Genomic DNA, 16,269 nt, shown 5'->3' on the forward strand with positions numbered 1-16,269 from the left:
AAGACCTCGTCCGCTCCCCACCGCGCGAAGCGAGAACCCAGCACGAGCCGCGCCACCGCGCGCTGCGGAACACAGACGCCCTTGGGCTGCCCCGTGGAGCCCGACGTGTACATGACGTACGACAGAGACTCCGCCGGTACGGAGACCTTGGGGGCCGACTCAGGCTCACGGGACACATCGTCCCAGGCCGAGTCCAGGAGCACCACCTCCGCGCTGCCCGTGGGCAACAACGCCAACACCGTCTGCTGCGCCAGCACCACGGACAGGCGCGTGTCCTCCACCATGAAGGCCAGTCGCTCCTTCGGATACGCGGGGTCGAGCGGCACGTACGCCCCGCCCGCCTTGAGGATGCCGAGCATCCCCACGACCAGGTCAATGGAGCGATGCAGGCACAGGCCCACGGGCATCCCTGGCGCCACGCCCCGCTTTCGCAGGTACCACGCGAGCTGGTTTGCCCGCCGGTCCAGCTCCGCGTACGTGAGCCGGGCGTCCTCGCACTCCAGCGCGATGGCGTCTGGCGAACGCGCCGCTTGTGCCTCAAACAGCTCCGCGAGGCAGGCCTCCCGTGGGTAGTTCGCGGCCGTGTCGTTCCACGTCACCAGGAGCTGCTGGCGCTCCGCCGCGTCCATCATCGGCAATGCCCCCAGCGCCTGCCCCGCGTCCGCGACCGCGCTCCGCATGAGGACCTGGAGCCCGTGCATCCACCGCGTGGCGGTTTCCCGCGTGAAGAGGTCCGCGTCGAACTCCAACGTCCCCGAGAACCCCTCCGCCGTGTCAGCGAGCGACAACGTGAGGTCGAACTTCGCCGTGCCCGAAGCCAGCTCCACGGGGCGAAGGGTCAAGCCCTCCGGCGCCGCGTCGCGCCGCGTGCCTTCATGGAGCGCGAGCACCACCTGAATCAACGGCGCATGACTCAGACTGCGGGGCGGTTGCAAGGCCTCCACCAGCTTCTCGAACGGGACGTCCTGGCGTGCGTACGCGTCCAGCGTGGTCTCCCGCACCTGATGCAGCAGCTCCCGGAACGTGAGCGACCGAGGCAGCCGCGAGCGCAACACCAGGGTGTTGACGAAGAAGCCGATGAGGTTCTCCAACCCCGGCTGCTGTCGACCCGCGATGGGCGAACCGACGCACACGTCCTCCTGCCCCGAGACTCGCGACAGCAGGAGCTGGAAGGCCGCCAACAGCCCCATGAAGGGGGTGACCCCTTCCCGAACACACAGCGCGCGGAAGGACTGGGACAACTCCGAGGGGATGGCCACCGCCACGGTGTCCCCGCGGAAACGCTGCAGGCTGGGCCTCGCGAAGTCCTTGGGCAGCTCCAGCACCGGCGGCGCTCCGGCCAACTGCTTCCGCCAGTAACCCACCTGGTCGGTCAGCGCTTCGCCCTGGAGCCACTCGCGCTGCCACACCGCATGGTCCGCGGGCTGGAGGAAGGGCTCGGGCAAGGGTGACGCGCGCCCGTGCAACTCCGCGCCGTACAGCGCGGTGAGCTCTCGGACCGCCACCCCCAGGGACCACCCATCCGAGATGATGTGGTGCAGCGTGAGGACCAAGAGGTGCGCATCCTCCGCCGTGCGAATCAGCAGGGCTCGGAACAACGGCCCCTGAACCAGGTCGAAGGGACGGCGCACTTCGTCAGCTGCGGCGCGCAGGGCCTGGGCCTCTCCCTCCGGGACTCCGCGCAAATCAACCACGGACAGCGGCAGGGCAAGGTTCGGGTGGATGACCTGCACCGGCGCCCCCGCGTTGCTGGAGAACGTCGTGCGAAGCGCTTCGTGACGACGCGCCAGCGCCGCGAGCGCCCGCTCCAGAACTGGTACGTCCAGCGGCCCCGACAGCCACGCGGCCCAGGGCACGGTGTAGAGGGCCGTCCCCGGCTGAAGCTGCTCCAGCAGCCACAGTCGCTCCTGCATCGCGGACAGGGGCAACGGGCGCTCGCGACTCACCGGAACGATGGGCGGCGGACGCACCCAGGTCGATGACACGCGGGCCTGCCGGATTCGCTCCGCGAGCCGAGCGACGGTCGGCTCCTCGAAGAGGTCTCGAAGCGGCAGGGCCACACCGAAGGTCGCGTGAATCCGAGTGACGACCCGAGTCGCCAACAGCGAGTGACCACCCAGGTCGAAGAAGCTGTCATCGGCACCGACGCGCGGCACGCCCAGCAACTCGCCAAAGAGGCCGGCCAACAGCGCCTCCTCGGGTCCGCGTGGAGCGAGCGTCTCCACCTCCAGCGTGGGCTCCGGAAGCGCACGGCGGTCCACCTTGCCGTTGGGCGTGAGCGGCAAGCGCTCCAGGACCGTGATGGCGGATGGCACCATGTACGCAGGCAGGTGCTCCACGAGGAACCCGCGCAGCGCCGAGGCCGCGAGAGGCGCGTTGGCGACACCCGAAGGCACGGCATAGGCCACCAGCCGCCGGGAGCCCCCCACCGCGTCCTCACGTGCGAGCACCACGGCCTGCCCCACGCCAGGATGGCGCAGCAGCGCGGCCTCGACTTCGCCCGGTTCCACGCGGAAACCACGGACCTTCACTTGCGTGTCCACCCGGCCGACGAACGTCACCGCGCCATCCGGCAGCAACCGCACCCGGTCCCCGGTTCTGTAGAGCCGTGCGCCAGGGCGTGGGCTGAACGGGTTCGGGGTGAAGCGCTCCGCCGTCAGGTCGGGCCGCCCCAGATACCCCCAGGCCAACCCGTCACCACCGAGCCACAGCTCCCCTACGCCCCCCGGAGGCACCGGCGCCATGGCGTCGTCGAGCACGTACTGCACCGTGTTCGCCAAGGGCCTGCCAATGGGAATGCCCGCCGCGTCCTCTGGAACATCCGTGATGAGGTGCCACGTGGAGAAGGTGGTGTTCTCGGTCGGGCCGTAGACGTGCAGCAACCGTTCGGGAGGCCCTTCGCGAAGCACCCGGCGCACGGGCCGTGGGTCCACCGCCTCGCCACCGAAGTGAAGCTGGCGCAGGCCTCCGAAGGCCTCTGGCGCTTCACCCACGACCTGGTTGAACCAGGCCGTCGTGAGGAAGAGGACCCGGATGCCCGCGTCCTTCAGCCAGTTCGCGAATGCCCGGGGCGACAGCGCCGTGTCCCGATCCACGCCCACCAGCCGGGCGCCGTTCAGCAGCGCGCCCCAGACCTCGAACGTGGCCGCGTCGAACGACGCATTCGACGCCTGAGCCACGCGGTCCTCCGGAACCACGCGGATGAAGTCCGTCTCCACCACCAACCGGACCACGGCCCGGTGCGGGACACAGACACCCTTTGGTGTCCCCGTGGAGCCCGAGGTGTAGATGACGTACGCGGCGTCCTCGGCGCCGGACACTGGGGTGAGCGGCACATGGGCACCGTCACCCTCCCCGACCGAGACCTGGTCCAAGGAAAGAACGCGTACGCCATCCGAGGGCAGCGTCGCGCGCAAACGCTCCTGCGTCACCAGCACCCGCGCGCCAGAGTCCGACAGCATCCACGCGAGCCGCTCACGAGGATACGCGGGATCCAGCGGAACGTAGGCGGCCCCCGCCTTGAGGATGCCGAGCATTCCCACGACGAGCTCCGCCGAACGCTCCACGCAGAGGCCCACCGTCGAACCGCGTTGGACGCCCAGCCGCAGCAACCGTGAAGCCACCTGCTCCGCGCGGGCGTCCAGCTCCGCGTAGGTCAGCGTCGTCCCGCCATGGTCCACGGCGATGGCGCTCGGGGTCCTCGCGGCCTGTGCCTTGAACAATCCATGGACCGTGGCCTCGCGAGGGTATGCCGTCTCCGTGGCGTTCCACTCCAGCAGCACACGCCGACGCTCCGCCTCGGACAGCACGGGCACGTCTCCGAGCCGTTGCTCCGGCCGGGCCATCATCGTCCGCAGCAGCCCGCGCCAGTGCGCGACCAACGTCGCGGCGGCGTCATCCCCGATGCGCTCTCGACGGTAGAGCACCTTCAGGCGCAACGAGCGGCCCGGCACCGCCACCGCGGTCAGCGGATAGTGCGTGCGCTCGAAGGCCCCGAAGTCCTTCAACTCCAACCCCGCGGCCCCGCGTCCGAGCGCGGCGTCCACCGGGTAGTTCTCGAAGACGAGCAGGCTCTCGAAGAGCGGCACACCGCGAGGGATGTCGCTCCACTCCTGGAGCCGGGTGAGCGGCACATGCTCGCGCTGGCCCAGGTCCACCAGCAGCCCCTGGAGTTCGCGCAGCCAGGCCAGCAACGCTACTGTGCTCCGAACGCGAGTCCGCACGGGGAGCGTATGGATGAACAGGCCCACGGCCTCTTCGATCCCCGGCAGCTCCGGCGGACGGCCCGCGAGCGTCGTCCCGAAGACAGCGTCCGCTCCGCCGCCATACCGTGACAACACCATCGCCCAGGCACCGTGAACCCAGGTGCTCGGCGTGACCCCATGACGACGCGCGAGTTCCTGAAGGACGGCCGTGTCCGCGTCCCCCAACTCCAGGGCCTGCTCACCCGTGTCTCGAGCCCCCTTGACGCCCCCCTCAGCTGGCAACAGGGTCGGAGCCTCGACTCCCTCGAGCAGCTCCCGCCAGAAGGCCGCATCCCGCTCCGGCTGCTGGTGCCCCAGCCACTCGACATAGGCACGGAAATCCGTCACGGGACCGGGACGCCATTCTCCGCCCCGGACCAGCACCGAGTACGCCTCCAGCACTTCGCCCAGCACACGCGCCAGGCTCCACCCATCCAGCAGCAGGTGATGGAAGCTCCAGACGAATCGCCACGCATCGTCCTTGAGACGCAGCAGTGCCACCCGCATCAACGGCGCGCGGGACAGCTCGAAGCCTCGAACCCGGTCCTCGCGAAGGAACGTCTCCAAGGCTTGGGCCTGCGCGTCTTCCGAGGGAAGGCCACGCCAGTCGTGTTCGCTCCAGGGCAGCGTGATTCGTGAGCCGACGACTTGGAGCGGCGTGTCCAGTCCCTCCCACAGGAACGAGGTCCGCAACGCGGGATGCCGCTCGACCACCGCATCCCAGGCCCCGCGCAGCGCGCGGACATCCACGGGCCCGGAGAGCGTCCAGCTTCGCTGCTCGAAGTAGGCATCCGTGCCGGGCTCCAGCAGCACCTGGAACAGCAGGCCATGCTGAAGAGACGAAAGCGGGTACCGCTCCTCGGTGGGACGCGCCAGCTCGGTCAACGTCTCCACACATCCGCGAGCCAGCGCGTCGATGGTCTCACGTGAATGCAACGCATCGCTGAAGCGCCAGGACAGCTCCAAGCGCCCCTGGACGACTCGGGCCACGACTTCCAGCACATGGCTCCGCGGTCCACGTGTTCCTTGGGCGGCGCCCGTGGACTCCGAGGCCAGCGAGAACAACGCCGACGCTCGGGAGCCGGCGTCCACCTGTCCCAGGTAGTTGAACAGGACCTCGGACGCAGGGGCCACGGTCGAATCACGACGCAGGTAGCGAAGCAGCCCGAACCCGATTCCCCTGCCCTGCCGACGCTCGCGCGCCGCATGAACCTCGGCCAGCACCGCCGCCGCGTCCGCGCCCTTCGACAGGTCCAGCCGCACCGGGAACAACGCGGTGAACCAGCCCACGGTGCGCGACAGGTCCACGTCGTCGAAGAGTTCGTCGCGGCCGTGAGACTCCAGGTCGATGCGCAGCCGCCGCGCTCCGGACCATCGAGCCAGAGACCGAGAGACACCGGCAAGCAGCACGTCCTCCAGGGACGTGTGCCTCCCTGCCGCCGCCGAACGAAGCAGTGCGCGCGTTACGTCAGCGTCCAACACCGACGTCACGACGCGCTCCGAACCCTGGCTGTTCACGCCCGCCGGAAAATCAACGGGAAGCCGGGCAACATCCGAGTCCGGCGCCTTACGCCAGAAGGCCAGCTCCTCCGTGAGCGCCGGCGAGGCCGCGTACTCCTCCAAGCGCCGCGCCCACGCCTGGAATGACGTGGACTTCGCGGGAAGCGCCACGGCCCCACCACGGCCGAGCTGCCCCAACGCGGTCTCCAGGTCCTCCAGCAGAATGCGCCAGGAAACGCCGTCCACCGCGAGATGGTGGATGACCAGCAGGAGTCGGCCGGTCTGCCCCGCCCCTCGGTCGAACAGCACGGCGCGCACGAGGCGCCCGTCCGCCAAATCCAGCCCCGCTTGCGCTTCGGTGGCGAGGCGCTCCATTTCGGAGGCTTGCGCAGCGGGCGTCAGTCCCGCCAGGTCCACCTGACGCAAGGGAACATCGCGGCCAGGTTCGGCACACGATTGCTCCCACCCCGCGGTACTGCGAGTCAGCCTCAGCCGGAGCGCATCGTGGTGGTCCACAAGTGCCCTCAGTGCCGCCGAGAGCATCTCCGCGTTCAGGGGCTCGCGTGGCTCCAGCAGCAATGCCTGATTGAAATGATGAGCTTCGGGCAGGTCACGCTCAACGAACCAGGTTTGAATGGGTGTCAGTGGAACGGGCCCCATCACCGGCCCCTGTTCGCCCAACCGCCGCGCGCTCGCCGCCACCTGCGCCAGCCCCGCCACCGTCGGGTGCTGGAAGACCTGCCGCGCCGTGAGGTGGATGCCCGCTTGCCGTGCGCGAGCAATCACCTGGAGCGCGAGGATGGAGTCACCCCCAAGTTCGAAGAACCGCGCCTCCGTCCCGACGCGCTCCACCCCCAACACATCCGCCCAGATGCGTGCGAGCTGTTGCTCCAGCGCGTTCCGAGGCGCGACGTAGGAATCTCCAGCGCCGAGCGTCGAACGCTCCGGAGCTGGCAACGCGCGACGGTCCAGCTTGCCACTGGGAGACAGCGGCAGTGCCTCGAGCGTCACGAAGGCCGAAGGCAGCATGTGCTCGGGCAAGCGCGTGCCCAGGAAGTCCCGCAGCTCCGAGACCTCGCCTTCGGACGTGGCCACCACATAGGCCACGAGACGCCGGTCCCCCGGGATGTCCTCACGCACCGCGACGGCCGCAGCGCGAACACCCGCGTGCTGCGACAACACCGCTTCAATCTCACCGAGTTCGATGCGGAAGCCCCGCACCTTCACCTGGTCGTCCAATCGGCCCAGGTACTCGAGCGCCCCATCCGCCAGGAAACGCGCCTTGTCGCCCGTGCGATACATCCGTGCACCGGGGACGGCGGCCACGGTATCCGGAAGGAAGCGCTCAGCCGTCAGCGAGGGCCGCTGCCAATAGCCCCGCGCCAGCGGTTCGCCACTGATGAACAGCTCTCCCGGCACGCCCGGCGGAACGGGGCGCAGTCTCTCATCCAGCACGTACATCCGCGCGTTGGCGATGGGCCGGCCAATCGGCACCAGGGGCCTGCGGTCCTCGCGCGCGCACGCCCATGCCGTCACGTCCACGGCGGCCTCGGTCGGGCCATAGAGGTTGTGCAGCTCCGCACGCGGGACGGTGAAGAACCGATCCCTCAAGTCCGCGGGCAGCGCTTCGCCACTGCAGAATACCCTCCGCAAACCCGCGCACGACGACACCAGGTCCAGCTCCTCCAGGAAGGGCCGGAGCATGGAAGGCACGAAGTGCAACGTGGTGATGCGCTCGCGCGAGACGGTGTCCGTCAGATACGCGGGCTCGCGGTGGCCCCCGGGACGCGCCATCACGAGCCGAGCCCCCGTCATCAACGGCCAGAAGAACTCCCATACCGACACGTCGAAGCTGAACGGCGTCTTCTGGAGAACGCGGTCGCTCGCGTCCAGGCCATACGCCTCCTGCATCCAGAGGAGCCGGTTGCAGACGGCGGCGTGGGTGTTCATCGCGCCCTTGGGCCGTCCCGTGGAGCCCGAGGTGTAGATGACGTATGCGAGCCCCTGTGGCTGGACCCGCACATCGAGACGCTCGGTGTGCTCTCGCGCCACCCCTTCCCACTCCGAATCCAGGCACACCACCGTCGCGCCACCGCGAGGCATGCCGTCCGCGAGCCGCGCCTGCGTCAGCAGCACGGGCGCCGAGGCATCCGTGAGCATGTACTCCAGGCGCTCGCGTGGATACTCCGGGTCGAGCGGCACATACGCGCCGCCGGCCTTGAGGATGCCCAGCAAGCCCACCACCATCTCCAGCGACCGCTCCGCGCACATCGCGACCCGCACATCCGGTCCCACGCCCCGGGCACGCAGATATCGAGCGAGCTGATTCGCGCGCCCGTCCAACTCACGGTAGCTGAGCGTCTCGCCCTCGAAGCTCACGGCCACGGCGTCCGGCGTGCGGTCCACCTGCGCCTCGATGAGCCGGTGCAGGACCTGGGGCTCCGCCCTCGACTTCAGGGTGTCGTTCCAGGTCACCAGGACACGGTGCCGCTCCTCGGGTGGCATCAGGGGCAGGTCCACGATGGCCTGCTCCGGCTCGCGGACACCCGCGGTCAGCAGCTCGCGCAGGTGCGCCAACAAGCGGGATGCCGTGTCCGCGTCGAACAAGTCGCTGCTCAGCTCCAGGTTCGCGGAGTACCCCTCGGGGGTGTCCGTGAAGATGAGCCGCAGGTCGAACTTCGCCGTATGGCTCGGCTGGGGCTGGACGCTCAGTCGGACGCCAGGGACGGACATCTCCGGCAGGGGGTCCTCCTGCATCACCAGCATCGCCTGGAACAGGGGACTGCGGCTGAGGTCACGCTCGGGCTGGAGCGCCTTCACCAGCTCCTCGAACGGTGCGTCCTGATGCGCGAAGGCGCCCAGCACGGTCTCCCGCGCACGGCCAATCAGCTCACGGAAGCTGGGCGTCCCTTCGAGCGACACGCGGAGCACCAGCGTGTTGACGAAGCAGCCGATGAGTCCTTCCAGCTCCGTCCGGTCGCGGCCCGCCACGGGCGTGCCCACGCACAGGTCGCTCTGTCCCGAGTGACGCGACAACAAGGCGGAGAAGCCCGCCAACAGCACCATGAAGGGCGTGGCGCCCTCACGCAGCGCCAAGGACTTCAACGCCAGGGACAGCTCCGAGCCCAGGAGCATGCTCCGGTTCGTGCCGCGACTGCTCCGCACGGCCGGGCGTGGATGGTCCGTGGGCAACTCCAGGACGCGCGGCGCGCCATCGAGCCGTTGCCGCCAGTAGGTAAGCTGCGCGTCGAGTGCGTCACCTCGCAGCCAATCGCGCTGCCACGCCGAGTAGTCCACGTACTGAAGCGGCAGCTCCGCCAGTGGAGACGGCTGGCCCTTGGCGAAGGCTCGGTACAACACCGCCACCTCGCGAACGAGCACGCCCATGGACGCGCCATCCGTCACCAGATGGTGCAACACGAGCAGCAACACCTGCTCCCGCGAACTCAACCGAACCAACGAGGCACGCAGTGGTGGCCCCGAGGCCAGGTCGAATGCCCGCAGTGAAGCCTTCCCCAGGTGCGTTGCCAGTGCCGTGGACTGGGCCTCCCCTGCCAACGCGGAGAGGTCCACCTGCTCCAGACGGAGCTGTTCGACGGCGTTGATGCGCCAGGACGGCGTGCCCGAATCGTCGTGGAAGGTGGCGCGGAGGACGTCGTGACGCTGGACCACCTCACGGAGGCAACGCTCCAGCACCGCCACATCGAGAGCCCCCTCCACGCGAACGGCCACCGAGTCGTTGTAGGCGGCACCACCGGGTTCGAGCTGCTCCAGGAACCACAGTCGCTGCTGTGCGAAGGACAGCGGCAACGCGCCCGAGTGCGTCCGAGCGACCAATGGGGGCACACGTGACGCGCCAAGGAGTCGCGCATCGATGCGGGCTCCGAGCGCGGCCGGCGTGGCGGACTCGAAGAGCTCGCGCAGCGGCAGGTCCACGCCGAAGGCCTCGCGGATCCGCGAAGCGGCCCGGGTGGCGAGCAGCGAGTGTCCGCCCAACGCGAAGAAGTCATCGTTGGCGCTGACGCGCTCCATGCCCAACAGCGTGGCCCATAGCTCCGCCACCCGTTGCTCGGTCTCCGTCCGCGGGGCCACGTACTCACGACGGGCCACATCGATGGCGGCCTCGGGAGCGGGAAGCGCCTTGCGGTCCACCTTCCCATTCGGCGTCAGCGGAAGCGCCTCGAGCGTGACCACGGCCGAAGGAACCAGATGCTCGGGAAGCGACCGCCGGGCGAAATCCCGCAGCGCCTCCACGGGAACCCCTGCCGGTGACCGGGACACCACGTACGCCACCAGCCGCGCGCTCCCAGGCACATCCTCCCGCGCCACCACCACGGCCTGCGAGACATCGGGGTGACGGACCAGCGCGGACTCCACCTCGCCGGGCTCCACCCGGAAGCCACGGACCTTGACCTGGTCGTCCGCGCGTCCAAGGAACTCCACCGTGCCATCGGCCCGCCACCGGACGCGGTCGCCCGTGCGATACATCCGCGCCCCCGCCTGCGAACCCCAGGGCTCTGGCAGGAAGCGCTCAGCGGTCAGCTCCGGCCGCGCGTGGTAGCCGCGAGCGACACCGGCACCGCCGATGTACAGCTCACCGGGCACGCCGATGGGCACGGGACGCAGCACATCGTCCAACACATAGAGCGACGTATTGGCGATGGGCGTACCAATCGGAACAGCGCCCGAGACACCGTCCACGGTGTGCGTCGAGGACCAGATGGTGGTCTCCGTGGGGCCGTACATGTTGAGCAGCGCCCCACCCACGGTGTCCCGCAGCCGCGCCGCCAACTCCGCGGGCAGCGCCTCGCCACCGACGAGCAGCCGCTCCAGACCCGAGAGCGCACCTTGCGCCCCAGGCTCCAGCAGCAACGCCTGGGCAAGGGACGGCGTACATTGCAGGTGAGTCACCGCCTGCTTGCGAAGCTGGGCGGGCACGCTGTCCCCGCCATCCGACTGGAGGTGAAAGTCGCGTTCGCATCGCTGCCGCACGGCGTCCAGCGCGGGCAGGCTGGCAAGTACCGCGTCAGCGTCCACACCGAAGTCGACGAGGCACGCCACCTCATCCACTCCCAACGCCTCGATGCGCGCCACCTGCTCACGGCAGGTACGCGGTGTCCCGAAGAGCCCCGCACCCTCGAAGAAGCGCCCGAAGGCGCGCTCCACCAGCGCGTCGAGGTCCTCGGGACGCACGGACGATGGATCCAGGTCCACGCCCAACGTCCGGCCCAGCCCCCGCATCAGGTCCGCGGAGTCGCTCAAGTAGCGACGCAGCGGCCCTTCGACCACCTCCCGCACGCGCTCCACGTCGTGCCCCACGAACGTGTGGAGCATCAACGTCACGTGCCCCTCTCCCGCATGACCAGCCTCACGCCAGGCCTCGCGGTAGAGCGCGATACGCTCTTCCAATTCTTCCCACCGCTGCCCCAACAGGTGCGTGAGGACACCCGCGCCCAACCGGCCCGCCTCGCGGAAGGTGTCGGGATTGCCGGCAGCGGTGAGCCAGACGGGCAGCTCTTTCTGCACGGGGCTCGGACGAAGGCGAACATCGACAGGTGAACCCGCGCCATTCGGGAAGCGCAGCGTCTCCCCCCGCCACAACCGCCGCACGGTGTCCAGGTCCTGCCGCGAGCGCTCCCGACGGTCCGCGTAGTTGTCGGGAGCAAGGACGAAGTCATTCGCGTGCCAACCCGGCGCCACGGAGATGCCCACGCGGCCCTTCGACAGGTTGTCGACGAGCGACCATTCCTCGGCGACACGGACCGGATGATGGAGCGGCAGCACGACGCTGCCCGCGCGAATGGCCACGCGCTCGGTGATGGCGGCGATGGCCGCGCCCGTCACCGAGGGGTTCGGGTACAGCCCGCCGAAGGCGTGCAGGTGCCGCTCGGGCGTCCACACGGCCTCGAAGCCATGGCGGTCCGCGAACCGCGCGCCTTCGAGCAACAACCGGTACCGCTCCGCGCCCGCGGCCCCCTCATCCGCCGCGAAGTAGAACAAGCTGAAGCCCAGCGGCTTTTTGCGCGACCGCACAGGACGGCGAGACGCCGCCCCCAAAGCCCCCTGCTCTCCCTGCACGACGACCTTGAAGCCACGCGCCAGCGTCCAGAGCAGCTCGAGGACCGAGATGTCGAACGAGACGCTGGTCACCGACAACCACGTGCCCGGAGTGGCCCCCACACGCCCGTCCATGCCCGTGAAGAAGTTGGCGACGTTGCGGTGCGGAATCAGCACGCCCTTCGGTCGGCCCGTGGAGCCGGAGGTGTAGAGGACGTACGCCAGATTCTCCGGGCCCACGGCCGTTGAGGGCGCCTCGGCCGCCGAAGCACGCCCCTCCGAAGTGTCGAGCAACACCACCGTTCGGCCACCGAACGGCAGAGCCCCGGCGAGATGCCGATGCACCAGGACCACCGATGCCCCGGAGTCCTCCAGCATCAGAGAGAGACGCGCTTCGGGATAGGAAGGGTCCAGCGGCAGGTAGGCGCCACCAGCCTTCAGGATGCCAAGCAGCCCCACCACCAGGTCCACCGAGCGGTCCGCGCACAAGCCCACGACGCACTCAGGCCCAACACCCTGTTCCCGCAGACGCCAGGCCACGGCGTTGGCGCGCTGGTCCAGCTCTCGATACGTGAGCGACGCGGCGCCACACACCACCGCGACGGCGTCCGGAGTCCGCGCCACCTGCGCCGCGACGAGAGCGTGAATGCACGCATCCGGGGCCTCGGTCCGTGTGTCATTCCAATCGACCAGCATCCGCTGGCGCTCCGCCTCGGGCAGCAGCGGGAGCGTGGAGATCGGCTGCTCCGGATCCGCCGCGACGGCCTCCAGCAGCACACGAAGCCGGGCCACCAGCCGCTCCGCAGTGGCCGCGTCGAACAGGTCCGTGGCGTACTCGAGCCATCCGCCCACACCCTCCGCCCCCCGGGCGAGCGACAGCGTCAAATCGTAAGGCGTGGCGCCAGGGTCGACCTCCACGCGCCGAGCCTCCAACCCCGGTAGCGAGAGGCCCGCCCCCGGTTCAGGCTGGAGCACGAACAGCACCTGGAACAGCGGCGCACGGGCGCGGTCCCGCGCAGGCTGGACGGTCTCGACCACCTGTTCGAAGGGAACATCACGGTGGGCGAACGCATCCAGCACGGTCCGCCGGGTCTGCGCCAGCAGCTCGCGGAAGCGCGGCGCTCCAGCAACGGAAGCACGGAGGACCACGAGGTCGAGGAAGCACCCCATCAGTCCTTCAAGGCCTGTCCGCTCTCGACCGTTGACGGCGGTGCCGACGCAGAAGTCAGTCTGTCCCGAATGACGCGCGAGCAGCACCTCGAACGCCGCTAGCAGCGTCATGAACAGGGTGGCGCCCTCACTCCGGCCCAGCGCCTCCAGTTTCGCCGTGAGTAACTCGGGGAGCTGCAACGACACACGACCGCCGCGATACGATGGCGTCGGTGGACGCAGCCGGTCTGCCGGCAACTCCAACGCGGTCGGAGTTCCCGCGAGATGCGCCTTCCACCAATCGAGCGATGAGGCCCAGGCCCCGTCCGCCTCCTGTGCCCTACGCCAACGCGCGAAGTCGGCATACTGGAACGCCAACGGAGCGAGCGCGGCCTGTCCACCGTAGAGCGCGCTCAACTCGCGGGCCAGGATGCCAAACGATGCGCCATCCGAGGCGATGTGATGCATCACCACGACCAGCAGGTGCTCCTGCGCCCCGAGTTGAAACACCGTGCCCCGAAGCAACGGCCCGAGCACCAGGTCGAAGGGAGCACGGGCCTCGTCGTGCGCCAACTTCAGCGCGGAGGCCTCTTGGTCCGCGGCCAGCGTATCGCGAAGGTCCACCCACCTGAGCACCGGAGTGGGCACGGGCGCGGCGACCTGGCCCGGCGTTCCATCGTCCTCACGGAGCGACATCCGCAGTGCTTCGTGTCGCTGAAGGATCTCCGCGAAGGCACGCTCCAGGGCCTTGGCATCCAAAGGCCCCGTGAGCCGAACCGCCGCGGGAAGATGGTACGCGGGGCTACCACGTTCGAGCTGTTCAAAAAGCCACAACCGCTGCTGCGCGAGCGAGAGCGGAGCGGCAACACCCGCTTCACCCCGAACCAGCGCAGGGCCCGAAGCGCCCCCCCGCGCCGAGAAGAGCGTCCGCGCCAGCTCGGCCACGGTCGGCCCGTGAAGCAAGGCCTCCATGCGAAACACCGAACCCAGTGCTTCGATGTCATTCGCCAGTTCGACAGCGCCGAGGGAGTCCAGCCCCAAAGACGTGATGGGGACGTCCCGAGCCAGCTCATCGGGCGAGGTGCGCAGTCGTGCGGCGACCCGCGACAGCAGCCACGCTTCCAGCGCCTCGACGGTGACGGGCGTGGAGTCCTCTCCAGGAACCCGGACAGCCTCCATCTGCGTGCTCGGGCTCGAGTCCGACTCACGCCAGTTCAGTACGGAGCGAGAAGTCCCCGCGAGCAACTCCGCTCGGCAGGCGCGCCGCTGAATCTTCCCGCTGGAGGTCTTGGGCAACGCGCCGGGCTCGATGAGAACGAGCGTGTGGAGCTGCACCTCGTGAGCCTCGGACAGGCCTCGCCGGACGGCCCCCACGACGTCTTCAGCGGTCCACGGCTTGCGCGCGTCCACTTCGTACACCACCGCGAGCCGCTCCTCACCGCCCACGTCGATGGAGAACGCCGCGCCACAGCCAGGCCGCAGCGCTGCGTGGCTGCGCTCGACGGTCAGCTCCAGGTCCTGGGGATGCAGGTTGCGGCCACGCAGGATGATGAGGTCCTTCCGGCGACCCACGACAAAGAGCTCACCGTCCCGCATCAACCCGAGATCACCGGTGCGCAGGAACCGAGGCCCCTCCTCCGAGTCCGCAAGACGCGCGCCGAAGGCCGCTTCGCTCTCCTCCGGCCGTTCCCAGTAGCCAAGCGCCACGCTCGGCCCGGAGACCCAGATCTCCCCAACCCGCTCAGGCGGGCACGGCAGCCGCATCTCCGGGTCCACCACGAGCAGCGACTGGTCCGGCAGCGTCTGGCCGCACCCGACCAACGGACGCGCGCCAGGACCGCCCACGGCCTCCAGCGCCTCGTTCCGCTCCAGCGCCTCGGAGTCCCAGGTCCGCGTCAGGACGCCCGCGCCCTTCTGACCTCCGGACGCAATCAACGTGCCTTCCGCGAGCCCGTAGCAGGGATACAGGGCTCCGCCCTTGAAGCCCACGGGAGCGAAGGCTTCCGAGAACCGCAACATGACCTCTGGGCGAATGGGTTCGGCGCCGCAGAACGCCAGCTCCCAGCGGCTGAGGTCCAAGCCTTCTCGTTCCGACGGCGGCACCTTCCGAACGCAGAGGTCGAACGCGAAGCAAGGTCCGCCGCTGACAGTGCCTCCAAAACGGGAAAGCGACTCCAGCCAGAAGCGAGGACGCCGGAGAAACGCCAGGGGCGACATCAGCGCTACGGGGAACCCCGCATACAGTGGCTGCAGGATGCCACCGATGAGCCCCATGTCGTGGTAGGGCGGCAGCCAGATGACGCCCACGCTGTCCGAGTGCACCTCGAACGCGTGGGAGATCAGCCCCAGGTTGTGCAGCAGGTTCCCGTTGCTGAGCAGCACGCCCTTTGGGTCGCCCGTGGAGCCGGACGTGTACTGCAGGAAGGCCAGCGTGTCGCGAGTCGGCGACGGCCGACGCCAGCCCTCTTCGGTGCCCTCGGGTAACGAATCGGTGGCGACCCATCGCAACGCCGCGAGTTCGGGCGCTCCCTCGAAGAGCCCCTCCCCCATCTCCAGGATGAAGGCGGTGGTGAGGACGACGGTCGCGCGAGCATCTCGGATGATGGCGCGCAGCCGAGGCAACGTCCGGTCGAGCCGCGTGGGATCCGGCGGGTACGCGGGGACGGCGATCAACCCGCCGTAGAGGCACCCGAAGAACCCAGCGACGTATTCCAGGCCCGGTGGATACAGGAGCACGGCCCGCTCGCCCGCTTGGGCCAGCGCCTGGAGCGCGGCACCGATGCGCCGAGCGCGCAGGTCCAAGCCCGCGTAACTCAGCGACTCATCGTCCCCACCATCCTCCAGGAACGTGTAGAGGCGCGTGTCGCCAAGGGACTGCGTCCGGGCTTCGAGCAACTCCATGAGTGTCACAGCCGAAGGTGGGCGCATGCGAAGCGGTTCCTTGGTGGAGTGCGGAGGAAAGGCCGGGGGACCTTCGCCGGAGACCGGGGCGCAGCATAAGCGATGAGCCCCCACATTCCGGTTCTCGACCCGCGAAAGGAACTCGCAGCGAAAGTCGGTTCATCCGTTTCCGCGCGCATCGCAAGATCTGCTGACACTGCTGGTACGCGTCCGCGCGGAGCACCCTGCGTCCACGATCTCGACACGTCGACTCAGCGCGGAGCAGCAGCGAGGACTCGCCCTCGAGTGCCGCCGTCACGGCCCGCGGACCTTCCGCGCTTCAACCACCGCCAGCCCACTGCCGCGGGCATGCTTGACGTCGGATTCGCCGCCTCCACTAAAGTGCTGCCAAACACAGAACTTCGCTCCGCCAATCACA

The 16,269-nt window shown here is 69.1% G+C and carries 1 protein-coding gene (running past one end of the window); it reads right to left on the reverse strand.

The genetic code is table 11. The features are described from left to right. Positions 1–15,878 carry the 5' portion of a non-ribosomal peptide synthetase gene (locus tag A176_RS15930; RefSeq protein ID WP_002639672.1) on the reverse strand. It extends 1,294 nt beyond the left edge of the window, so 15,878 of the gene's 17,172 nt are visible here — the first part of the coding sequence; the start codon lies at positions 15,876–15,878; its stop codon lies beyond the left edge, outside the window. Positions 15,879–16,269: the final 391 nt, after the last annotated feature.

The sequence above is a fragment of the Myxococcus hansupus genome, from assembly GCF_000280925.3.
GTDB lineage: Bacteria > Myxococcota > Myxococcia > Myxococcales > Myxococcaceae > Myxococcus > Myxococcus hansupus.